Below are 22,921 nucleotides of genomic sequence, written 5' to 3' on the forward strand. Positions count from 1 at the left end.
AAGTTCAGGCCGCCCATGTGATGGTCCTGTGCAACGGGCGGGCCCCTCACGGGCTCCCTGGGGCAGGCGCGGTGCCGCGGGGCACTCCGTCCTGTCTCGTTCCTGTCTGAGGGGTTATGGCCAAGCTGTCGCTGCGGGCTGTCCAAAAACTGACCTGCAAGAAGCGCGATGCCTGGTGGACCGTCTTCCTGGTCGATCCCGTGGCGACCAGGATGCTCCTCGTGGTGGCCCGCTTCAGGTTCATCACGCCCAACCGGGTCACCTGGGCCGCCCTGTTCATCGGCCTCGGCTCCGCCGGCTTCTTCCTGAAGGGCGACCAGAAGTCCCTGCTCATCGGTGCCCTGCTGTACCACCTGAGCTTCATCCTCGACTGCATCGACGGAAAGCTCGCCCGGCTCAAGGGCAACGGCACGGTGTTCGGTGGCTGGCTCGACTACGTCTTCGACCGTATCCGCGTGCTGTTCTGCGCACTGGCCCTGATGGGCGGTCAGTTCCTGCGCACCGACGACGAGCGCTTCCTCCTGGCCGCCCTGGGGGTGGTCTTCCTCGACATGCTGCGCTACGTCGACGCGCTGCAGGTCTACAAGATGCGCATGTCGATGCGGACGAAGATCGAGAAGGTCACCCAGGAGCGTGCGGAGGCGGAGCGCGCCGAGCAGGCGTCCCGGGCCGAGGGCTCGCCCCTGGTCTTCATGGAGGACCTGCTGCGCGAGAACCCCGGCTCCACCGCCGAATCCCTGCGCGCCGAGGCCGGAGCGGCCAACGTGGTCGACCTGCACGAGCAGTTCCGCGGCCAGTTCCCCTGGTACACCCGGATCCGGCGGGCCATGCTGCGCACCCGTATCCGACCGCACCTCATCAGCGGCATCGAGTTCCAGATGTTCATCTTCATCGTCGGCCCGCTCATCGGCCGGATCCTGTGGACCACCGCGGTCTCGGCCGCCCTCCTGCTCCTGTTCGAGCTGGTCATCATGTACAAGTTCTGGCTCTCCACCCGGGACTTCACCCGCGTCATGGAGGAACTGAGCCCGGCGCCGGCCTCGGCCGGAACCATCGCCGAGCACCTGCACCGGGGCCGTCACCGCCAGCGCCGTGCCGCCCAGGCCCTGCTCGCCGACGAGCGCTTCCAGGCACCCGAGCCGGACGACGACCCCGGCTTCCAGCCCTACCCGCAGCCGCAGCCGGTGTTCACCGAGACCATGCCCCTGCGCCAGGTCCGGATCGACTGGTCCGACCAGGAGGGGCACTGGAGATGACCATGCCGCCCGGCACCGACGCCCACGGCGCCCTCGTCCCGCATCCGGCCGCCTCCGGGTACGGCGACACCGCTGCCCACGCCGACCCGGCCGCGTACACCGTCACGGTCGTGATCGCCGCGTACAACGCGAGTGCCACCTTGGACCGGGCCCTGCGCTCGGTCCTGAACCAGACGCACCGCAACCTGGACGTGCTCGTCGTGGACGACGCCTCCACCGACGGCACCCTCGCGGTTGCCCAGGGCTACTCCGACAAGGACGGACGCGTACGGGTCGTCCCCCGCCCGCAGAACAGCGGTGGCGTCGGGGCGCCCCGCAACAACGGCATCGAGTACGCCCTCGGGCAGTACCTGATGTTCCTCGACGCCGACGACGAACTGCCCCACAAGGCCTGCGAGGTGCTCCTCGCCTCCGCCCTCGCCACCGGCGCCGAGATCACGGCGGGCCGGGCCCTGAGGGTGAACCTCGGCAAGGACGAGACGACGGTCTGGCAGCCGCAGCTGTACGGCAGCGACCGCACGATCCGGGGCGGCCTCACCGCGGCGCCCGAACTCTTCGACGATCCGATCGCCGCGGCCAAGCTGTACCGCGTCGACTTCCTGCACCACCACGGCATCCGCTTCCCCGAGGGCGTCTACTTCGAGGACACGTACTTCTCCACGGTCGCGGGCCTGTGCGCCCGGACCGTCACCCTGCTCGCCGCCCCCGTGTACCGGTGGATGTGGGAGCGGGACACGGACACGCCGTCCATCACCAACCGGCGCGGCGAACTGCGCAGCATCCGCGACCGGGTGCTGGTCCACCAGTGGGCCGACGACTACCTCGTCCGCCACGGTGCGCAGCAGCTCGTCGCGCACAAGGCGGCCAAGTTCCTCTCGCACGACCTCAGGCTCTACACCCCCGAACTGCGCGCCGGTGACGACGCCTTCCGGGAGGGCTTCGTCCGCACGACCGGCCCGTACCTGCGTTCGCTGCCGGCCGAGGCCTACGACCTGTGCGGGCCCCTGGAGCGGGTGCGGGCCTTCGGGCTGATGCACGGCAGGGTCGACGTGGCGCTGTCCGTGGCCGACTACACGCAGCGGCGCAGCGTCCTCAGTTCCGACCTGGTGGAACGCGACGGCAAGGTGTACTGGTCCGCCTCGCTGCTCGGCCGCCCCGACGCCGACCGCTTCCTCGACGTCACCGAACTCGACCTGGTCGGCACCCCACTGGCCGACGCCCGCCTGTTCAACCAGGCCACCCGGGTGGAGATCCAGGGCGGCGTCCTGCACGTCACCGGGTACATCCGCAACCAGTTCGGCCGGGTGCGGCCCAAGGACAAGGTGGAACTCACCGCCGTACTGCGCCGCCGCAGCCCCCGGACCGACCACACGTTCAAGGTCACCGGGGTGGAGATCGACGAGGAGTTCATCCGCTACCACACCACCGTCGACCTGGACGCGACGCTCGGCAAGGCCGCCCGGCCGGCCGTGTGGAACCTCTTCGTGCAGCTACGGCACGCCGGACAGCGCGCGACCACCACCGTCTGCGTGCGCGACCTCGACCTCGGACGCGAGCGTTACACCGGCGGCTCGGTGCCGTACGAGATCTACGAGACGGTCAGCGGCAACCTCGCGCTGCGCGAGGAGACCAGCGAGCAGCGCGAGGAGACCGATCCCCGCGGCACCCCCTGGCTGTGGTGGGCGGACCGGCGGCTGCCGGAGTCCGTCTCCCCGTCGCAGAACTACGGCGCAGCCGTCGTCGTGCACTGTCACAACGACGAGTACAACCTCTACGAGTTCCTCAGCTCACTGACCGCCCAGCGGGATTTCGAACGCATCCAGGTCGTCCTCGTCGACGACGGTTCGACCGACTCGACGCCCGCACGGCTCGCCTCCTTCGCCGCGCGGTACGCGAACACCACGGTCCTCACCCAGGTCGCCATGGGCATGAGGGCCGCCTTCGACCACGGTCTGCGCTATGTGAGCGCCCCCTACGTCATGTTCGCCCGAGCACGGGACATCCTGGGCCAGGACAGCGTCAGCCACCTGCTGCGCGCCGCCCGTGGCGCCAAGGCGGACGTGGCGGTGGGCGACAGCGACAACTTCCCCGGACCACGCCGGGACACCGACGCTCCGTGGAAGCGGTACTTCGGCAAGCAGGCCGCCGCGGTGACCCGCCTGGCGGACGCCCCGTACCTGGTCTTCTCCACCGGCCTGGGCGCGAAGCTGCTGAGGACCCGCCTGGTGCGCGAACAGCGGCTGCGCTGCGGCGGCGGGCCGGGCTACGAGGACGCCTGGCTGGCCGTGCCCGCGCTGCTGCACGCGCGCCACGTCACCGTCGCCGCGCAGGCCACCGCCTACGAACGCGACCAGGAACACAGCGACTCGCTGTTCGACCTGCCGTGGAACGACGCCGTCAAGGCGCAGGAACTGGCGCGGCTGTGCCGGCACCTCCTCGGGCGCGCCGAGAAGTTCGACCCGCGCACCGCGCGCCTGGCCCAGCGGTTCGTGGTGCGCACCTTCCAGCCCTACCTGCGCAACCTGCACCGCATCATGAGCCGGTCCGAGCTGGCCGGTGTCTTCCCCACCCTGCACGACGTCTACCTGCGCATCCCGGACGACCTGATCCTGCAGTACGCCGTGGCCCCGATGTCCCGGCTGCAGCACCACGCCGTGCGGACCGGGAACTTCGACCTGTTCTGCGAGCCGCACCAGGCCCCCGAGTACCGGCCCTGTCTGCACATCGACGACACCGGGCTGTACCGGAGGCTGGCCTCCGACCGGGTCGACACCTCGCTGCTGCGCGTGGACCGGCACAAGACGGTGCTGGAGACCTGCCACACCGACGCCGGCCGGGTCACCTTCGAGGGCCTGCTGGTGCTGTCCGGTGTCGACATCAGCCATGTCTTCACCAACCGGATCGAACTCGTCCTCACCGACGGCCGCACCGAGCGCGCCCTGGCCGTCGAACAGGTCTACCGGCGCGACCGCTGGCGCACCCGCGGGGAACGGGACTGGTACTCCGGCTGGCGTGCCGTCGCCCGTCCGGAGGACTTCGCCGGGCTGAACAACCGCGACCTCACTCTCGTGCTGCGCGTCCACGACGGCGACCGGCACCTGGACAATCCGGTCGACGCACGTCAGATGCTGCACCGCTTCAAGGGTGTGCACCGCGCGGGCCGGGCCACCGTGATCCTCGCCCTCGACGAGGACGAGCGGATCACGATACGCAGGGTGGCGGGGCTCCTGCCCCGTACCACCCACAGGACGAAGCGGTTCTTCGGCGCGCTGCGGTCCGCGCTCCCCGGCCGCCCCGGCTGGCGCACCCGGCTGCTGTACTGGCTGTACCACCTGTGGCTGCGGCGCAAGGACATCTGGATCATCGGCGAGCGGGAAGACACCGCACAGGACAACTCCTACCACCTGTTCAAGTGGATCCGGCAGAACGAGCCGAAGCGCCGGGTCTACTACGCCATCAACGGTGACGCCGCGGACCGGGCCAAAGTCGCCCCGCACGGCCGGGTCCTGGACCGCCTGTCCTGGAAGTACCGGGTGTACCTGCTGCACGCCACCAGGCTCGTCAACGCCTACGACCTGGAGGCCTACCTCGGCTTCCCCGGCCTGTCCAAGCGGGCGTTCCTCACCGGGTACGGCGACCTGCTGCGCTACAAGCGGGTGTTCCTGCAGCACGGCGTGGTCTACAACGACGTCGTGCGCTCCATCCACGCGCAGGTCACCAACGTCGACATGGTCCTCACCACCGGCCGCAGCGAGCGCGCCTACTACGCCGAACACTGCGGCTACGGCTACGACCGGGTCGCGGCCACCGGCCTGCCGCGCTTCGACGCCCTGGAGCCGGTGCGGGGCCGCCGGCGCATCCTCGTCATGCCCACCTGGCGGCGCGAGATCGTCGCCCCGTCGTACAACAAGGCGGCCAAGCCGGAGATCCCGTTCGCGGCCTCGGAGTACTACCGCTTCTTCTCCGCGCTGCTGCGCGACGAGCGACTGCTCAAGGCGCTCCAGTACTACGACGTGGAACTGGAGTTCATGCCGCACTACGAGATCCGGCCCTACCTCAAGCACTTCCGCATCGACCACCCCTCCATCACGGTCTCCACCACGGGACGCGACGTGCAGCTCGCGATGCGCGAGTGCTCGATGCTCGTGACCGACTACTCCTCGGTCTTCTTCGACGTCGCCTACATGGGCAAGCCGATCGTCTACACCAACTTCGACGACGAGACCTTCTACAACAAGCACTACAAGCGCGGCTACTTCGACCTGGCGCGCGACGGCTTCGGCCCCGCCTGCGCCACGGTCGACCACGCGGTGGACGAGATCGTCGCCATCATGGAACGCGACTTCCAGGTCGAGCCGCGCTACCGCAAGCGCGCCGAGGAGTTCTTCGTGCTGCGCGACACCCGCAACTGCGAGCGCGCGTTCCAGGTGATCGACAGCATGGACGCCACCGTGGCAGGCGACCCGGGCCCACCGCCCGGCCCGCTCGTGATGGGGCGTCCGGGGGACGACCAGGGGCCGGGGGGCCGATGACGTCCCCCGCCAGGATCTTCCTCGCCGGCGACTCCACGGTGGCCGGCCGGCCCCGCAGCATGGCGCCCATGGCCGGCTGGGGACAGGCGCTGCCGATCTTCCTGCGGCACGCCGAGGTGGTCAACGCGGCCCGTCCCGGGGCCAGTTCGCGCAGCTTCCTGGAGCGTGGACGACTCTCCTGGATCCTGCGGAACATCGCCGGGGACGATCTGATGCTGGTCTCCTTCGGCCTGATCGACATGAAGCGGGCCGAGGGCCGCTTCACCGAGCCCTTCCGCGGCTACCAGCACTTCCTGCGCCGGTACGTCCTCGGCGCCCGCGCCCGCGGCGCCCACCCCGTCTTCGTCACCTCCCACGAGCGCCGGGTCTTCGACCGGCACGGCAACATGGGCCGACCGCTCGGCCTGTATCCCGAGGCCATGCGGGAACTGGCCGTGGCCCTGTCCGTGCCCCTCGTGGACCTCAACGAGTGGAGCATCGCCCAGTGGCGCCGCCAGGGCCCGGAGGGCACCCGCGCCCTCTTCCTCCACCTGAGGCCCGGCGAGCATCCCAACTACCCCCGCGGCGTGGCCGACAACACGCACCTGCGTGGCCGCGGGGCGGTGGAGTGCGCCCGGTTCGTGGCCCGTGAGATGCGCTCCAAGGGCCTTCTCGCACCCGAGTACTTCCGCGATCTCGACACATGTGTCGCGGAGATGGCCGTGGCCTTCGCCGACGACCGCGTGGTCGAGCGCCTCACCAGGTCACGGGTGGGCCCGACACACGAGACAGAGATGGTTCCCTCATGAACGACTGGTACCCGATCGCCCGCACCTGGGTCGCACACCCTCAGTCACCGCAGATCGGCGGCGCACTGGAGCTGTACGCCGACGCCGACCCGTCGGTGCCGGTCGCGCCCGGTCAGGCGATCACGCTCACCCTGGCCGTCACGCCCACGGGAGGCGCGTACCGGACGTACGGCTATCTGCTCGACGACTTCCTCGGCCAGGCGGCGCGCATGGTCCGCCACCGCGGCATGAGCCACCTGGCCAACGGCCGCTACGCCACCTACGCCAGCGACGCCGAACCGCGCACCGTCAGCTGCCTGCTCAAGATCAAGGACGACGCGCAGGAGGGCGCGGTGCTGCTGCCCCGGGTGGTCGTCGGCCTGGTGCCCACCCAGGGCGACCGGCTGATCTCGTCCGCGGCGATCTCGGACGCGGGTTTCCGGGTGCGGCGGCACTGGCTGCCGGGCCAGAGCCTCAACGTGCACCCCGGCGGGCAGGCCGCGCTGCCCGCGGGCCACACCCAGGCGCCCGGACTGCGCTTCATGGGGGTGAGCCTCGCCCAGCACGGTGCGGTCACCTGCCTGCCCGACGGCAGCGTCACCTACCAGGCGGACCCCGTCCATCTCGGCTACGACCGCTTCGAACTCGCCTTCGAGGACGAGATGGGACACCGCGTGTGGTCGGAGGTCACCGTCTACATCGGCGACTTCGGCGCGTCCCCGGGCGCCGTGGTGGGCTATGGGTGAGACCGGCCGCAACGCGCTGGCCGCCACGGCGCTCTGCCTGGCCCTGGCGGCCTGCAGCGCCCATCCGGTGCCGGACGGCACCACCGCCGGGGCGCGGGCGTCCGCCGTCCCGTCGCCGTCCGCTCCACCGCTGCCCGCGGGGTTCGGCTACCGGGAGCTGACCCGGTGGCTCGACGCGGACAGTCCCGTGCGGCTGAGCGTCGTGAGCGTGGCACCCGACGCCAGGGTCCGGGTCACCGGTGTCCAGGGGCCCGGCATGAACCGGGGGCGGAAGGTCCGGGACCTCGCCGAGTCGGTGGGGGCGCTGGCGGCCGTCAACGGCACGTACTTCGACATCGCCGGCGGTCGTGACCACTCCGGCTACGAAGGCGACCCGATCGGCCTGTACGCCGAACACGGCACGGTGCTGAGCGAGGCGCTGGCCGGCCGCCCCGCGCTCCTGATCGGCCGTGCCCGCGGACGGCTCCTCGCCCGCGTGGCCGAGGTGTCGACCACCGGGCGGCTGCGGGCCGCCGACGGCGCCGGGCGGGAACTGGACGGGGTCGACCGGGCTCCGGGGCGCATCCTCGGCTGCGGCGGCGTCGGCGGGGACAGGATCGCCGCGACCGGACGGCTGCGGGGGACGCCGTACAACGGGCTGTGCACCGACGCCGACGAGGTCGTCTCCTTCACCCGGGAATGGGGCACCGACACGCCCGCCGGACCGCCGGGCAGCCGGGAGGCGCTGCTCTCGGCGAACGGAACGGTCCTCGCGGTGCGTTCGCCCGCCGGTGGCCCGCTGCCGGAAGCGGGAAGCGTGCTGTACGGGACCGGCACGGGTGCCGACTGGCTGCGCGCGCACGCCGGGACCGGGACGCGGGTGGCCGCGTCCATGCGCATCACCACTGTGGACGGCGAGGCTGTGGCCGGGCCGGTGGAGACCGCGGTGGGCGGCAGCGCGCGGCTGCTGCGTGACGGGGTGCCCGACGAGGATTCCCTCCGTCTCCTGCGGCCGAGCCGCGAACCGCGGACCGCGGCCGGCGTCACCGCCGACGGAACGCTGCTGCTGGTCACCATCGACGGCAGGAGAAGCGGCGTCAGTGTCGGTGCCACTCCGCGGGAGGCAGCCCGCCTGCTGCGGACGCTCGGCGCCGTGGACGCGCTCAACCTCGACGGCGGCGGTTCGACGACCGCTGTGTTCCGCGGACAGTTGCGCAACAGTCCGCGCGCCGCGTGGAACGCCGCGCCCACGGAACGGCGCGTGGCCGACGCGCTCGCCGTCCTGCCCGGCTGACCGCCCGTCACCCGCGGCGAGGCGGCCCGGGGACTTCGGGCCGATCGCCGCCCGAGCAGAACGCCCGGCCGGGAGAGTCCGGCCGGGCGTCCGGCTCAGCGCCCGGCCGCGGCCGGGCGCACAAAGGCGTCCGTGCGCTATGCCGGGACCGACGCCACGCCCGGCGCCAGGAACCGCTTGCCGTTGACGCGCTCGCTGACGCCCTCACGGTCCAGGTACGGCGTGATGCCGCCCAGGTGGAAGGGCCAGCCCGCGCCGGTGATCAGGCACAGGTCGATGTCCTGGGCCTCGGCGACGACGCCCTCCTCCAGCATGAGCCCGATCTCCTGCGCGACCGCGTCCAGCACCCGGGCCCGTACCTGCTCCCCGGTCAGGACGGTGTCGCCCTGTTCGAGCAGCGCGGCGACCTCCGGGTCCAGCTCGGGCTTGCCGCTGTCGTAGACGTAGAAGCCGCGCTTGCCGGCCTCGACGACCGCCTTCAGGTTCGGGGAGACCGTGAAGCGCTCCGGGAACGCCCTGTTGAGGGTCTCCGAGACGTGCAGGCCGATCGCCGGGCCGACCAGTTCGAGCAGCACCAGCGGGGACATCGGCAGGCCCAGCGGCTCGACCGCCTTCTCGGCGACCTCGACCGGGGTGCCCTCGTCGATGACGTTCTGGATCTCGCCCATGAAGCGGGTCAGGATCCGGTTCACCACGAACGCCGGGGCGTCCTTGACCAGGACCGCGGTCTTCTTCAGCTTCCTGGCCACCGCGAACGCCGTCGCCAGCGACGCGTCGTCCGTCTTCTCGCCGCGGACGATCTCGAGGAGCGGCAGGATCGCGACCGGGTTGAAGAAGTGGAAGCCGACGACCCGCTCCGGGTGCTTCAGCTTCGACGCCATCTCCGTCACCGAGAGGGAGGAGGTGTTGGTGGCGAGGATCGCGTGTGCCGGGGCGACCGCCTCGACCTCCGCGAACACCTGCTGCTTGACGCCCATGTCCTCGAACACGGCCTCGATGACGAAGTCCGCGTCCGCGAAGCCCTCGGCCTTGTCCAGGACACCGGTGACCAGCGCCTTGAGGCGGTTGGCCTTGTCCTGGCCGATCCGGCCCTTGCCCAGCAGCTTGTCGATCTCGGCGTGGACGTAGCCCACACCCTTGTCGATGCGCTCCTGGTCGATGTCGGTGAGGACGACGGGCACTTCGAGGCGGCGCAGGAAGAGCAGGGCGAGCTGGCTGGCCATCAGGCCCGCGCCCACCACGCCGACCTTGGTGACCGGGCGGGCCAGGTTCTTGTCCGGGGCGCCCGCGGGGCGCTTGCCGCGCTTCTGCACCAGGTTGAACGAGTAGATCCCGGCGCGCAGTTCGCCGCCCATGATCAGGTCCGCCAGGGCCTGGTCCTCGGCGTCGTAACCGGCCTGGAGGTCGCCGTCCTTGGCGGCGGCGATGATGTCCAGGGCGCGGTAGGCGGCCGGGGCCGCGCCGTGCACCTTGGAGTCGGCGATGAACCGGCCGCGCGCGACGGCCTGGTCCCAGCCCTCGCCGCGGTCGAGTGCCGGGCGCTCCACGGCGATCTCGCCCTTGAGGACGGACGCCGTCCAGAGCAGCGACTGCTCCAGGAAGTCCGCGCCCTCGAACAGCGCGTCCGCGATGCCGAGTTCGTAGACCTGCACGCCCTTGAGCTGGCGGTTCTGATTGAGGCTGTTCTCGATGATCACGGTGACGGCGTTGTCGGCGCCGATCAGGTTCGGCAGCAGGGTGCAGCCGCCCCAGCCGGGGACGAGGCCGAGGAAGACCTCGGGCAGCGAGAACGCCGGGAGGGAGGCGGACACCGTGCGGTAGGTGCAGTGCAGGCCGACCTCGACGCCGCCGCCCATCGCCGCGCCGTTGTAGTACGCGAAGGTGGGCACGGCGAGCTTCGAGAGCCGCTTGAAGACCTCGTGGCCGCCCTTGCCGATGGCCAGCGCGTGGTCGTGCTGCTTGAGCAGCTCCACACCCTTCAGGTCCGCGCCGACCGCGAGGATGAACGGCTTGCCGGTGACGCCGACGCCGACGATCGCGCCGTCCGCCGCCTCCTTCTCGACCTGGTCGATCGCGGTGTTCAGGTTCGCGAGCGAGGCCGGTCCGAAGGTGGTCGGCTTGGTGTGGTCCAGGCCGTTGTCCAGGGTGATGAGCGCGAAGCGCCCGGCGCCGAAGGGCAGGTCGAAGTGGCGCACGTGCGCCTGCGTGACGACCTCGTCGGGGAACAGCTCGGCCGCGCCCTTCAGGAGTTCAGCGGTGGTGCTCACTTGTCGCCTCCGGCAGCGCTCTCGAAGTGCGGGTTCTCCCAGACGACCGTCGCGCCCATGCCGAAGCCGACGCACATGGTGGTCAGGCCGTAGCGGACGTGCGGCTGCTCCTCGAACTGGCGGGCCAGCTGCGTCATCAGCCGGACACCGGAGGAGGCCAGCGGGTGACCGAAGGCGATGGCGCCGCCGTACTGGTTGACGCGCTCGTCGTCGTCCGCGATGCCGTAGTGGTCGAGGAAGGCCAGCACCTGCACGGCGAAGGCCTCGTTGATCTCGAACAGGCCGATGTCGGAGATGGACAGGCCGGCCTTGGCCAGCGCCTTCTCCGTCGCCGGGATCGGGCCGTAGCCCATGACCTCGGGCTCCACGCCGGCGAAGGCGTAGGAGACCAGGCGCATCTTGACGGGCAGGCCGTTCTCGCGGGCGAACTCCTCGCTCGCGATCACGGAGGCGGTGGCGCCGTCGTTCAGACCGGCCGCGTTGCCCGCGGTGACCCGGCCGTGCACCCGGAACGGCGTCTTGAGGCCCGCCAGGTTCTCCATGGTGGTGCCCGGACGCATCGGCTCGTCGGCCGTGACCAGCCCCCAGCCCCTCTCGCCGCCCTCGGGCGTGGTGCGGCGCACGGAGATCGGGACCAGGTCGGCCTGGATCTTGCCGTTCGCGTAGGCCTTGGCGGCCTTCTCCTGCGAGCGGACCGCGTACTCGTCGGCGCGCACCTTGGTGATCTGCGGGTAGCGGTCGTGCAGGTTCTCCGCGGTCATGCCCATGAACAGGGCCGACTCGTCGACCAGCTTCTCGCTGACGAACCGCGGGTTCGGGTCGACGCCCTCGCCCATCGGGTGGCGGCCCATGTGCTCGACACCGCCCGCGATGGCGACGTCGTACGCGCCGAAGGCGACGGAGCCGGCCACCGTGGTCACGGCGGTCAGCGCACCCGCGCACATGCGGTCGATCGAGTAGCCGGGGACCGAGGTGGGCAGGCCCGCGAGGATGCCGGCCGTGCGGCCGATGGTCAGGCCCTGGTCGCCGATCTGCGTGGTCGCGGCGATGGCGACCTCGTCGACCTGCTTCGGGTCGAGACCGGGGTTGCGGCGCAGCAGCTCCCGGATCGCCTTCACGACGAGGTCGTCGGCGCGGGTCTCGTGGTAGATGCCCTTCGGGCCCGCCTTGCCGAACGGGGTGCGGACGCCGTCGACGAAGACGACGTCCCTGACGGTACGAGGCACGATGGCTCTCCTCCAGGGTGCGGGATGGCACTGCTGCGGCGCGCGGCGCTGAGCGCGCGCTCAGCGCTCATGCTACTCGCGGGTAATGTGACTGCCCAGCCCCCCCGCCCCAAGCGGCGAACGTCACACCCGAAGGGCCCCGCGAAAAACAGCACGGGCGCCGCACGCGCCACGGAAAGGGGCACGGGGAACTGCGCGGGCACCCCCACGCACACGCGGCAGCCGCCCGGCACACGCGCGCGGGGAACTGCGCGGGCACCCCCACGCACCCGCAGCCGCCGCCCGGCACACGCCCCTACTGCGCCTGGGCGCCCTCGCAGCCGGCCAACGCGGCGACCAGGGCCGGCGTCGCCTGCTCCACCTGCCACGGCCGGGCGCCGTACCCGGCGAGGGCGGCGCCGACGGCGGCGGGATCGGCCGGCTTCGGCGGCTCCCAGCACAGCCGCCGCACCGCGTCCGGCGCGACCAGGTTCTCCTGGGGCAGGTTGAGCTGTTCGGCGAGCGCGGTGACCGCCGTGCGGGCGGCCGAGAGCCGCTGCGCCGCCGCCGGGTCCTTGTCGGCCCACGCCCGCGGCGGCGGGGGACCGGCGACCGCCTGGCCCTGCTGCGGCAGCGCCGACTCGGGCAGCGCCCTGGCCCGGTCCACCGCGGTCTGCCACTGCTCCAGCTGGCGCCGGCTCGTGCGGTGCCCGAAGCCGTTCAGCGCGGCGAGGGCGTGCACGTTGGGCGGCAGCGCGAGCGCGGCCTGCACGATGGCGGCGTCCGAGAGCACCTTGCCGGGCGAGACGTCGCGCCGCTGGGCGATCCGGTCCCGGGTCTGCCACAGCTCCCGCACGACGGCGAGCTGCCGCCTGCGCCGCACCTTGTGCATGCCGGAGGTGCGCCGCCAGGGGTCCTTGCGGGGCTCGGGCGGCGGCGCGGAGGCGATGGCGTCGAACTCCTGCAACGCCCAGTCGAGCTTGCCCTGCCGGTCCAGCTCCTTCTCCAGCGCGTCGCGCAGGTCGACGAGGAGTTCCACGTCGAGGGCCGCGTAGCGCAGCCAGGGTTCGGGCAGCGGCCGGGTGGACCAGTCGACGGCGGAGTGGCCCTTCTCCAGGACGAACCCGAGCACGTTCTCGACCATCGCGCCGAGGCCGACGCGCGGGAAACCGGCGAGGCGGCCGGCCAGCTCGGTGTCGAACAGGCGGGTGGGGACCATGCCTATCTCGCGCAGGCACGGCAGGTCCTGCGTCGCCGCGTGCAGCACCCACTCGACGCCGCTCAGTGCCTCGCCGAGGCCGGACAGGTCGGGGCAGCCCACGGGGTCGATCAGCGCGGTCCCCGCCCCCTGGCGGCGCAGCTGCACCAGGTAGGCGCGCTGGCCGTAGCGGTAGCCGGAGGCGCGCTCGGCATCGACGGCGAGGGGTCCGGAGCCGGCGGCGAAGGCGGCGACCACCTCCGCGAGCGCCTCCGGGTCGGTGATCACGGGCGGAATGCCCTCGCGCGGTTCGAGCAACGGGATCGGCGCCCCCGTGTCAGAAGTTCCGCCGTCGTCCGGAGGGGCGCCTCCGGTGGTGCGCAGTGGGCTGTCTGCTGCGGTTTCTTGGGCGTCGGTCACCTGTCAAGGGTATCGGTGGATGGACGGCGCCCGCCGACGGAACGTTCCGTCGGCGGGCGCCGGGGGTCGTGAACCGGTCAGGTCGAGGACACGTCCGGTTCACGGCCGGTACCGGGCAGGGGCCGGTGCCTCGGGGGGACGGGGCACGGGCGGACGGTGAACCGGGCGGAGGGACGGCGGACGGAAGGAGGCGGGCGGTGGAGTGACGGGCGGCGGCCGATCGGGGGAGCGGCGGCGGCCGGTGTGCGGTCGATGTCAGTGGATGATGCCGGTGCGCAGGGCCACGGCGACCATCCCGGCGCGGTCGCCGGTGCCGAGTTTGCGGGCGATGCGGGCGAGGTGGCTCTTGACGGTCAGCGCGGACAGGCCCATCGAGACGCCGATCGCCTTGTTCGACTGTCCTTCGGCGACCAGCCGCAGCACCTCGACCTCGCGCCCGGACAGCTCGCGGTAGCCGCCCGGGTGGCTCGGGGCACCCGGGGGACGGCGGTGCAGCCGGGCGGCGCCGATGGGGGCGGCGCCCGGACGGGTGGGGAGTCCGAGGTTGGTGCGGGTGCCGGTGACGACGTAGCCCTTGACGCCGCCGGCGAGGGCGTTGCGGACGGCGCCGATGTCGTCGGCGGCGGACAGGGCCAGGCCGTTGGGCCAGCCGGCGGCACGGGTCTCGGACAGCAGGGTGAGTCCGGAGCCGTCGGGCAGGTGCACGTCGGCGACGCAGATGTCGCGCGGGTTGCCGATGCGCGGGCGGGCCTCCGCGACGGACGACGCCTCGATGACGTCACGGACTCCGAGCGCCCACAGGTGACGGGTGACGGTGGAACGGACGCGCGGGTCCGCCACGACGACCATGGCGGTCGGCTTGTTCGGGCGGTAGGCGACCAGGCTTGCGGGCTGCTCGAGGAGAACGGACACCAGGCCTCCTGGGGGTGGGGGGGGACGGGGCCGGCTTGTGGGGAGGAAGCCGGTACGAACCGTGCTTGCTAGGTCACAGTCGTCTTCGGCATCAAACCCGTGGTCCTTTAGAGAATGATCACGATCTGGTGAGTAACAATGCGTGCAATTCGGACACACTGTCGATCATCCGAAGGTCGAATCGGTTCACTCGGGCCCGTTCGGGGTCGCTACCTGCCCGAAAGTGGCCGTATCGACAAAGACACGGCAAGGGATCGGTAAGACGGGCGGGAGCGGGCGCACGACAGCGGCCGGCCCGGGCGGAGCACCGCCCGGGCCGGCCGGAGAAGAAGGGGGAGGAGGCGGGGGGAGAGACGCGTCGGTCGTCGGCCGGTATGACTCAGCGTGACTGCGGGCCGCGGCGCTGCGGCAGCGTCACCACGGACGCGTCCCCCGGCCCGGCCGGCGGCAGACCCGCCACCTGCGCCAGCAGATCGCACCAGGAGGCCAGGTGCGCCCCCGTGTCCGGCACCCCGCCCAGACCCTCGCGCGGCGTCCAGGAGGCACGGATCTCGATCTGCGAGGCCGGCGGGCGCGCGGAGAGCCCGCCGAAGTAGTGCGAACCGGCGCGCGTGACGGTCCCGCTCGCCTCGCCGTACGTCAGACCGCGCGCCTGCAGCGCCCCGGTCAGCCAGGACCAGCACACCTCCGGCAGCAGCGGATCGGCGGCCATCTCCGGCTCCAGCTCCGCCCGGACCAGGGTCACCAGCCGGAACGTGCCCCGCCACGCGTCGTGCCCCGCCGGGTCGTGCAGCAGCACCAGACGCCCGTCGGCGAGGTCCTGCTCACCGTCGACGACCGTGGCCTCCAGGGCGTACGCGTACGGAGCCAGCCGCTGCGGCGGCGGTACCTGCTCGATCTCCACCTGCGGCCGCAGCCGCGCGGCTCTCAGCGCGTCGACGGCGGCCCCGAAGGGCAACGGGACCTGATCCGCCCTGCCCGCACTCCCGTCCCCCTCCTTCGCCTCCTTCGCGTCGTCCATTCCGCCAGCGCCGTCCGACAGTCGTCCCTGAGCCGCAGCCATGCCGGGAAGATTAAGGGGAAGCGGGCCTTTGTGCAGGGCAAGACACCCCGCCGCAGGCAGGAGCGCCGTCCGGGGGCCGCGCACCGCCGCCCGTGCGCCCCCGGCGCCGTGCGAGACTTGCCCCCGTGAGTGCCAACGAGACGCCCGCCAGCCACCGCCCGCCGACGGCCACCTACGACTCCGCCTTCCTCAGGGCGTGCCGCCGCGAACCGGTGCCGCACACCCCCGTGTGGTTCATGCGGCAGGCCGGGCGCTCCCTGCCGGAGTACCGCAAGGTGCGCGAGGGCATCGGCATGCTGGACTCCTGCACGCGGCCCGACCTGATCACCGAGATCACCCTCCAGCCGGTGCGCCGGCACGACGTGGACGCGGCGATCTACTTCAGCGACATCGTCGTACCGCTGAAGGCCATCGGCGTCGACCTCGACATCAAGCCGGGCGTGGGCCCGGTCGTCGAGCGCCCGGTCCGCACCCGCGAGGACCTGGCCCGGCTGCGCGACCTGACCCCCGAGGACGTCTCCTACGTCACCGAGGCGATCGGCCTGCTCACCCGCGAGCTGGGCGCCACGCCGCTGATCGGCTTCGCCGGGGCGCCGTTCACCCTCGCGAGCTACCTCGTGGAGGGCGGCCCCTCCCGCACGTACGAGAACGCCAAGGCCATGATGTACGGCGACCCCGAGCTGTGGGCCGACCTGCTGGACCGGCTCGCCGCCATCACGGGCGCCTTCCTGAAGGTGCAGATCGAGGCCGGCGCGAGCGCCGTGCAGCTCTTCGACTCCTGGGCCGGGGCGCTGGCCCCCGCCGACTACCGCCGCTCGGTGCTGCCCGCCTCCGCGAAGGTCTTCGAGGCCGTCGCCGGGTACGGCGTCCCGCGCCTCCACTTCGGGGTCGGCACCGGCGAACTGCTGGGCCTGATGGGCGAGGCCGGCGCGGACGTCGTCGGCGTCGACTGGCGCGTCCCGCTGGACGAGGCCGCCCGCCGGGTCGGCCCCGGCAAGGCGCTCCAGGGCAACCTCGACCCGACCGTGCTGTTCGCCGGCCGCGAGGCCGTCGAGACCAAGGCCCGCGAGGTGCTGGAGTCCGCCGCGGGCCTGGAGGGCCACGTCTTCAACCTCGGCCACGGGGTCATGCCGTCCACCGACCCGGACGCGCTGACCCGGCTCGCGGAGTACGTGCACACGCACACCGCCCGCTGAGGCGGCGGGCCGCGACGGCGACCCGGGCGGGCGGTCCGCCGGCCGCCCGCCCGGGAGTCCACCGCGGCCCGGAGGATCCCGGGCCGCGCCGCGCTACTTCAGTCCGCCGTCCAGCGCGGTCATCAGCTGACCGCCGGGCGTGTCGCCGGACATCTCCCACACGAAGCCGCCCAGCAGCCCCTTGGACTTGATCCAGGCCGTCTTCTTCCCGATCGACCAGGCGTCGTCGAAGGACCACCACTGGCCGTTCGCCCCGGTGTAGCCGGACGTCGACACCGACTGCTCGTCGTGGTGGACCGTCATCGACGGATAACTGGTGATCAGGTTGTTGTAGCCGCGCACGCCGGCCTCGGTGTCGAACTGGCCGGGTGCGGCGCCGTTCGCGTCCTGCCACTCACCGGCGGCGCCGCCGTCCGTGACGCCCTGCCAGCCGCGCCCGTAGAACGGGAAGCCCACCGTCAGCTTGCGCGGGTCGGCCCCCGCGTCGAGATACGCCTGGATCGCGTTCTCGATGCTGAAGTGGAACGGGTACGGGTCCTGGGCGTCGGCGTACAGGTTGGACGCGTCACCGGTGCGCTTCGGCTCCCAGGAGTTGTCGCTGCCCGAGCCGTGGAAGTCGTACCCCTGCACGTCGGCGTAGTCGAGGGAGTCGAAGATCCGCTTCAGGTCCCAGCCGGCGGAGATCTTCGCCGGGTCGGCCGGGGTGAACGCGGTCAGCAGCCGGTGCTCGCCGCCGAGCGCGTCGAGCTGCTTGCGGAACTCGGCGAGCAGTGCGGTCAGGTTGTCCTTGTCCTGGGTGCCGTAGTGGTTGCCCGGGTGGCCCTCGGAGCCCGGCCACTCCCAGTCGATGTCGAAGCCGTCGAAGATGCCGGCCGCGGTGCCCGGCCCGCCCGCGCCGTTGTAGACCGGCAGGTCGCCCTTGATCCACACGTCGATGCAGGACTTGACGAACTTCTCCCGGGAGGCCTGCGTGGCGGCGGCGTCGGAGAAGAACTTCGAGTACGTCCAGCCGCCGATCGACGCGACGACCTTGAGCTTCGGGTACTTGGCCTTGAGCTTCTTCAGCTGGTTGAGGTTGCCGCGCAGTTTGCCCCAGCCGTCGTCGGCGACCCCGTCGACCGACTGGTCGGCGGACATGGGCCGCGCGTAGTCGGCGTCCGCGTCGCCCGCGTCGGTGCCCTGGTCCGGGTCCTCCGGGTCGGTGGAGGTGCCCTTGGTCACGCCGGCCTTGCAGGTGAGGTCCTTCGAATCGAGGTTCTCGAAGGCGTAGTTGACGACGTCCAGCTTGGCCGCGGCGCCGGAGGTGTCCAGATTCTTCACGAAGTACTGGCGCCCGTAGATGCCCCACTGCACGAAGTAGCCCACCTTGAGCTGCTTGCCCTGCCCGGCGACGTCGTCGGTGGTGACGTTCAGCGCGTTCGAGGCGGGCGAGGGGTTGTCGGCGGTGTCGCGGGCCTTGACGGTGAAGGTGTAGGCGGTGGCCGGGGAGAGCCCGTCCACCGTGGCCGACGTGGTGTCCGCGCCGACCGACTTCGCCAGCGTGGCACCGCGGTAGACGTCGTAGGCGGCCACGCCCACGTTGTCGGTGGACCTGTCCCAGGCCAGGCTGACGCTGGAGGAGGTCTTGCCGGTGGAGCGCAGGCTGCCCGGCGCGGTCGGCGGAGTCGGGTCGGTGGCCGGGTCGACCGTCTTGACGGTAAGCGGCGCACTGGCCGGCCCGGTGTTCCCGCGGGTGTCCTCGGCCCGCACGGTGAAGGTGTAACCCGTCGCGGGCGTCAGGCCGGTGACCGTCGCCGCGGTGCCGGTCACGGTCGCGACGGTGTCCGTACCGCTGAGCACCTCGTAGGAGGCCACGGTGTGATCGCCGGGCTGGGCCGCGGCCCAGCTCAGCGCCACCGAGTGCGCCGTGACGGCCGTCGCCTTCGGGGCCCCTGGGGCGGTCGGCGGGACGTCGGGGGTGCCGTCGCACTTGTCGCCCTTGACCGTGCAGCCCGTGGGGGCGCCGGCCGTGCCGGTCGCCGTGAACCAGTAGCTGTACGGCTCGGTGCTGCCACCGGCCGGGACGTTCGCGTTGTAGAAGGCGTTCTTGACGCTCACGTGCCGTCCGGAGACGGTCGCGTCGCCGTTGTAGTTGCCGCTCAGGGACACCCCGGCCGGCAGGTCGAACTCCAGGGTCCAGCCGCTGACGGCCGCCGTACCGTTGTTGTGGACGATGTACGTCCCCTTCCACCAGGAGCCGTTGTCCTGGGTGCTGAAGGTCGCCGTCAGGGTGCCGGCCGCGTGGGCGGGCGAGGCGAGGGCGGTGAGCGCCGCGACGGGCAGCAGCAGCGCGGCCCCCACGGCGGCGATCCGCCGCCGCAGCCGGGCGGGGCCGCGACGGTGGCGGGTGCGCGGTGTTCCCGCGCCGAGAAGTGGTCTGCGCCTGTGGAACATGGCTCTCCCTGCGGTGGTGGGGTGGTACAGGGGTGAGGTGAACCGTGCGCGTGCGCATGCGTGTGCCCGGACGAAGGCAGGCCGGTGCGCGGGGCGGGCCGGGGCACGGCCGTGCCGCTTCGGGCAGGCGCCCACAACGTAGAAGGTCTGGACCAATGAGTCAACAGGTCCGGTCGGCCACCGCCGGGCCGCGGGCCGGCCCGGCGGCGCTCACCACCCCGGGCGGGCCCGCCGGCCGAACACCAGGCCCCGCGGTTTCGGCGGCGGCGGGGTGCCGGGGCGCAACGGCAGCGCGATCAGCATGCCCACGACGAAGCCGACCACATGGGCGGCGTACGCCACCGTGCCCGCGTCGAAGACGCCCTCGCCCGCGGAGTAGAACGCCTGGAGCACGAACCAGAACCCCAGCACGATCCAGGCCGGCAGACGCAGCGGCAGGAAGATCAGGAACGGCACGAGGACCCAGACCCGGGCTCTGGGATACAGCACCAGATAGGCGCCGAGGACCCCGGCGATCGCCCCCGACGCCCCGATCAGCGGCTGCCCCGAGTCCGCGTCGAGCAGCGCGAAACCGTACCCGGCGGCGTACCCGCAGACGACGTAGAACAGGGCGAAACGCAGGTGCCCCATCCGGTCCTCGACGTTGTTGCCGAAGATGAACAGGAACAGCATGTTCCCCAGCAGGTGCAGCCAGCTGCCGTGCAGGAACATCGCGGTGAGGACCGAGAGCACGGGGGACTTGCCGTACGCCGGCGGCCCCAGCACGCAGCCCGGTCCGTGCACCCCCACGCCCACCGCGCCCGTCGGCACCAGCGACGGCATCCGGTGGTGGATCAGCTCGCGCGGGACCAGCGCCCAGTGCTCCGTGAAGGCCTGCGCGTGGCACAGCTGCGCGAGCGTGCTGCTCCCGGTCACGGAACCGGAGACGCCGGGCGTGGCCAGGAACACGACGACGTTCGCGACGATCAGGGCGTACGTCACCCAGGGGGTGCGCCGCACCGGGTTCACGTCATGGACGGGGATCACCACAGGGAAGTAGTGCCCTGGATGTGCCGGGCGAACCGGCCTACGTCCGTGCCCCGGCGACCTTGGCCGCCGCCTTGCGGGCGGCCACGAGCACCGGGTCCCACACCGGGGAGAACGGCGGCGCGTAGCCCAGGTCCAGGGCTGTCATCTGCTCCACCGTCAGCCCGGCCGTGAGCGCCACCGCCGCGATGTCGACCCGTTTGGCGGCGCCCTCCCGGCCCACGATCTGGACGCCCAGGAGACGGCCGGTGCGGTGCTCGGCGAGCATCTTCACCGTCATCGGCGAGGCCCCCGGGTAGTAGCCCGCCCGGCTCGTCGACTCGACGGTGACCGTCTCGAACCGGAGCCCGACCCGCCGGGCGTCCCGTTCCCGCAGCCCGGTCCGCGCGATCTCCAGGTCGCACACCTTGCTCACCGCCGTGCCGACGACGCCCGGGAAGGTGGCGTATCCGCCGCCGGCGTTGGTGCCGATGACCTGGCCGTGCTTGTTGGCGTGGGTGCCGAGCGGCACGTGCCGGTGCTGCCCGGACACCAGGTCGAGGACCTCGACGCAGTCGCCGCCCGCCCAGATGTTCTCGTGCCCGCGCACCCGCATCGCGCGGTCCGTGAGCAGCCCGCCGTGCGCGCCGAGCGGCAGCCCCGCCGCCCGCGCGAGCGAGGTCTGCGGGCGGACGCCGATGCCCAGCACCACCACGTCCGCCGGGTACTCGGCCGACGTCGTGGCCACGGCCCGCACCCGGCTGTCCGTCCCCGTCAGCACCTTGGTCACCTCGGCGCCGCCGACCATGGTGATCCCGAGCCCCGTCATGGCTTCGTGCACCAGCCGGCCCATGTCCGGGTCCAGGGTGGACATGGGCTCCTGGCCGCGGTTGACGACGCTCACCTCGTAGCCGCGTTTGATCAGGGCCTCGGCCATCTCCACGCCGATGTAGCCCGCCCCGACCACCACCGCCCTGCGGCCACGCGCGCGTGCCAGCCCGGCGAGCAGTTCCTCCCCGTCGTCCAGCGTCTGCACGCCGTACACGCCGGGCGCGTCGACACCGGGCATCTCGGGGCGGACCGGGCGGGCCCCGGTCGCGATCACGAGCTTGTCGTACGACGTCCAGGACTCCGCCCCCGAATCGACGTCCCGCGCGCGGACGCGGCCCGCCGCCACGTCGATCTCCGTGACCTCGGTACGCATCCGCAGGTCGATGTCCCGCGCGCGGTGCTCCTCGGGCGTGCGGGCGATCAACCGGTCCCGGTCCCCGACGTCACCGCCCACCCAGTAGGGGATCCCGCACGCCGAGTACGAACTGAAGTGGCCGCGTTCGAACGCCACGATCTCCAGTTCGCCGGGTCCGCGCAGGCGGCGTGCCTGGGACGCCGCGGACATCCCCGTGGCGTCCCCGCCGATCACGACCAGTCGTTCCCGCCCCCGGCGCGCCGTGCGCGCACCGCCCGTGTCCGTACCGGTGCTCTTGCTCATGGTCATGCCCACACGCTACGGCCGACCGGGACCGGGGCGGTCGCGGTGGCCCGGCTCACCGGCGCACCGGCTCACCGCCTCACCGGGATTCGCCGTCCGGCGTCTCGCCGGAGCCCTCGGTGGTTCCGGTTCCGGTTCCGGTTGTGGTTCCGCTTCCGGTCGCGGTGTCGGGCGCCGCCCGTCCGAGCGGTCCCAGTGCGGTCATCGCCGGTGCGGCGGTGGCCCGGTGCGGGAGCCGGGGGCGTACGAGGCGCAGCCACGCCAGGGCGAGGAGCGCCGCCGCGGCGGCGAAGGGGAGGACCGCGCCCAGTGCCAGGGCGACCCAGCGGACCATGGTCACGAACACGTGCCAGCCGCCCGCCAGGGCGTCCAGGAACCCTGGATCGTCGTCGGCGGCCTTCTCCTGCGGCGCGGGCGCCGCGGCCAGCGACAGGGTGATGGTGGCCAGGCTCGTACGGTCCCTCAGTGACGCCTGCTGGGCGAGCAGCGCCTCCAGATCGGCCTCGCGGCGGCTCAGCTCGCTCTCCAGGGAGACGACGTCGCCGAGGCTTGCGGCCTTGTCCATCAGGGCGCGGACCCGGGCCACGCTGGCGCGCTGCGACTTGATGCGGCTGTCGACGTCGACGACCTGGCCGGTGACGTCCTCCGCTTTCGCCGAGCGTTCGACGAGCCTGCCGGTGCCCTCCAGGCCGGTGAGGACCTCGTCGTACTTCCCGGCGGGCACGCGCAGCACGACCCGGGTCCGCTCGCGGCCCTCCGCGTCGCGCGTGGTGCTCTCGTCGCCGACGTAGCCGCCCGCGTTCCCGGCGGCCGTGCGGGCGGCGGCGAGGGCCTTCGCCACATCCGTGACCTCCACGCTCACCGAGGCGGTGCGGACGATGTGGCTCGCCGTGACCTTCGGCGCCGTGCCGGCCCCGGCCCCGGACGCGGCGGCGCTGCCGCCGTACCCGCTGCCGCCGGCGTTCCCCGTGGCGGGAGCACCCCGTTGCGCCCCGCTCCCGGCGGCCTTGTCGGACGAGCTGCCACCGGAGTCGCCCGCGCCGCTGCACCCGGCGAGTGCGAGGGCCGTCGCGAGCAGCAGCCCGGCCAGGGCCGAAGTGGAGCGGACAGAACACCGTGCGCGCATGTCGCGTACCCCCGGGAGTCGTGGCCAACTCTG

Annotated in this window: 15 protein-coding genes; 6 read left to right on the forward strand and 9 right to left on the reverse strand. The window is 72.3% G+C overall.

The window, feature by feature from the left end; translation table 11 throughout:
• Positions 1-116 precede the first annotated feature (116 nt).
• The 5 genes from AB0G56_RS05295 to AB0G56_RS05315 are packed head-to-tail and all read left to right on the forward strand — an operon-like array spanning position 117 to position 8,574.
• Positions 117-1,256, forward strand: a complete 1,140-nt coding sequence (locus AB0G56_RS05295) for a CDP-alcohol phosphatidyltransferase family protein (protein WP_360963920.1) — start codon at positions 117-119, stop codon at positions 1,254-1,256.
• Entirely contained in the window at positions 1,253-5,788 is a 4,536-nt protein-coding gene (locus AB0G56_RS05300) for a glycosyltransferase (protein ID WP_360963923.1), read from the forward strand. The genes AB0G56_RS05295 and AB0G56_RS05300 overlap by 4 nt, the downstream gene beginning before the upstream one ends.
• Positions 5,785-6,576, forward strand: coding sequence for a rhamnogalacturonan acetylesterase (locus tag AB0G56_RS05305; RefSeq protein WP_360963926.1), 792 nt, complete (start codon positions 5,785-5,787; stop codon positions 6,574-6,576). Before AB0G56_RS05300 ends, AB0G56_RS05305 begins: the two co-directional genes overlap by 4 nt.
• Positions 6,573-7,301, forward strand: a complete 729-nt coding sequence (locus AB0G56_RS05310; RefSeq protein ID WP_360963929.1) for a hypothetical protein — start codon at positions 6,573-6,575, stop codon at positions 7,299-7,301. Before AB0G56_RS05305 ends, AB0G56_RS05310 begins: the two co-directional genes overlap by 4 nt.
• On the forward strand, positions 7,294-8,574 hold the full coding sequence (locus AB0G56_RS05315; RefSeq protein ID WP_360963932.1) for a phosphodiester glycosidase family protein: 1,281 nt from the start codon (positions 7,294-7,296) through the stop codon (positions 8,572-8,574). Before AB0G56_RS05310 ends, AB0G56_RS05315 begins: the two co-directional genes overlap by 8 nt.
• A gap of 137 nt (positions 8,575-8,711) precedes the next feature.
• On the opposite strand, the gene AB0G56_RS05320 is transcribed toward AB0G56_RS05315, so the two are convergent.
• The 5 genes from AB0G56_RS05320 to AB0G56_RS05340 all read right to left on the reverse strand — a co-directional run bounded on the left by AB0G56_RS05320 (position 8,712) and on the right by AB0G56_RS05340 (position 15,639).
• Entirely contained in the window at positions 8,712-10,841 is a 2,130-nt protein-coding gene (locus AB0G56_RS05320) for a 3-hydroxyacyl-CoA dehydrogenase NAD-binding domain-containing protein (RefSeq protein WP_360963935.1), read from the reverse strand.
• The gene (locus AB0G56_RS05325; RefSeq protein WP_360963937.1) at positions 10,838-12,067 is read right to left on the reverse strand and encodes an acetyl-CoA C-acyltransferase; all 1,230 of its coding nucleotides are present in this window, start codon (positions 12,065-12,067) and stop codon (positions 10,838-10,840) included. The genes AB0G56_RS05320 and AB0G56_RS05325 overlap by 4 nt, the downstream gene beginning before the upstream one ends.
• A 295-nt stretch (positions 12,068-12,362) precedes the next feature.
• Positions 12,363-13,664 (reverse strand): ribonuclease D, encoded by a 1,302-nt coding sequence (locus tag AB0G56_RS05330; RefSeq protein ID WP_360963940.1) that lies wholly within the window; start codon positions 13,662-13,664, stop codon positions 12,363-12,365.
• Positions 13,665-13,919: 255 nt separating this feature from the next.
• Positions 13,920-14,576, reverse strand: coding sequence for a response regulator transcription factor (locus tag AB0G56_RS05335; RefSeq protein ID WP_018564425.1), 657 nt, complete (start codon positions 14,574-14,576; stop codon positions 13,920-13,922).
• Between the two features lie 379 nt (positions 14,577-14,955).
• On the reverse strand, positions 14,956-15,639 hold the full coding sequence (locus AB0G56_RS05340) for a DUF3000 domain-containing protein (RefSeq protein WP_360963943.1): 684 nt from the start codon (positions 15,637-15,639) through the stop codon (positions 14,956-14,958).
• Between the two features lie 125 nt (positions 15,640-15,764).
• On the opposite strand from AB0G56_RS05340, the gene hemE reads away from it, so the two are divergent.
• Complete coding sequence (gene hemE / locus AB0G56_RS05345) at positions 15,765-16,835, forward strand: uroporphyrinogen decarboxylase (protein ID WP_360963946.1); 1,071 nt, start codon at positions 15,765-15,767, stop codon at positions 16,833-16,835.
• 93 nt (positions 16,836-16,928) lie between these two features.
• Here the strand turns inward: hemE and AB0G56_RS05350 are convergent, their stop codons facing one another.
• The 4 genes from AB0G56_RS05350 to AB0G56_RS05365 all read right to left on the reverse strand — a co-directional run bounded on the left by AB0G56_RS05350 (position 16,929) and on the right by AB0G56_RS05365 (position 22,888).
• Positions 16,929-19,268 (reverse strand): glycosyl hydrolase family 18 protein, encoded by a 2,340-nt coding sequence (locus AB0G56_RS05350; RefSeq protein ID WP_360963949.1) that lies wholly within the window; start codon positions 19,266-19,268, stop codon positions 16,929-16,931.
• Between the two features lie 210 nt (positions 19,269-19,478).
• Entirely contained in the window at positions 19,479-20,297 is an 819-nt protein-coding gene (locus AB0G56_RS05355; protein ID WP_360963951.1) for a rhomboid family intramembrane serine protease, read from the reverse strand.
• Positions 20,298-20,334: 37 nt separating this feature from the next.
• Positions 20,335-21,768, reverse strand: a complete 1,434-nt coding sequence (locus AB0G56_RS05360; protein WP_360963954.1) for an FAD-dependent oxidoreductase — start codon at positions 21,766-21,768, stop codon at positions 20,335-20,337.
• 73 nt (positions 21,769-21,841) lie between these two features.
• Positions 21,842-22,888 carry a DUF4349 domain-containing protein gene (locus AB0G56_RS05365; protein ID WP_360963956.1) on the reverse strand — a complete coding sequence of 349 codons (1,047 nt, stop codon included), beginning with the start codon at positions 22,886-22,888 and terminating at the stop codon, positions 21,842-21,844.
• Positions 22,889-22,921: the final 33 nt, after the last annotated feature.

Source organism: Streptomyces sp. NPDC021356, from assembly GCF_040641015.1.
In the GTDB taxonomy this organism is placed as follows: domain Bacteria; phylum Actinomycetota; class Actinomycetes; order Streptomycetales; family Streptomycetaceae; genus Streptomyces.

What these genes read in the sequence shown, in the direction of transcription:
- AB0G56_RS05295 (WP_360963920.1), top strand. Translation starts at nt 117, where the DNA reads ATGGCCAAGCTGTCGCTGCGGGCTGTCCAAAAACTGACCTGCAAGAAG.
- AB0G56_RS05300 (WP_360963923.1), top strand. Translation starts at nt 1,253, where the DNA reads ATGACCATGCCGCCCGGCACCGACGCCCACGGCGCCCTCGTCCCGCAT.
- AB0G56_RS05305 (WP_360963926.1), top strand. Translation starts at nt 5,785, where the DNA reads ATGACGTCCCCCGCCAGGATCTTCCTCGCCGGCGACTCCACGGTGGCC.
- AB0G56_RS05310 (WP_360963929.1), top strand. Translation starts at nt 6,573, where the DNA reads ATGAACGACTGGTACCCGATCGCCCGCACCTGGGTCGCACACCCTCAG.
- AB0G56_RS05315 (WP_360963932.1), top strand. Translation starts at nt 7,294, where the DNA reads ATGGGTGAGACCGGCCGCAACGCGCTGGCCGCCACGGCGCTCTGCCTG.
- AB0G56_RS05340 (WP_360963943.1), bottom strand. Translation starts at nt 15,639, where the DNA reads ATGGCTGCGGCTCAGGGACGACTGTCGGACGGCGCTGGCGGAATGGAC.
- AB0G56_RS05350 (WP_360963949.1), bottom strand. Translation starts at nt 19,268, where the DNA reads ATGTTCCACAGGCGCAGACCACTTCTCGGCGCGGGAACACCGCGCACC.
- AB0G56_RS05360 (WP_360963954.1), bottom strand. Translation starts at nt 21,768, where the DNA reads ATGACCATGAGCAAGAGCACCGGTACGGACACGGGCGGTGCGCGCACG.
- AB0G56_RS05365 (WP_360963956.1), bottom strand. Translation starts at nt 22,888, where the DNA reads ATGCGCGCACGGTGTTCTGTCCGCTCCACTTCGGCCCTGGCCGGGCTG.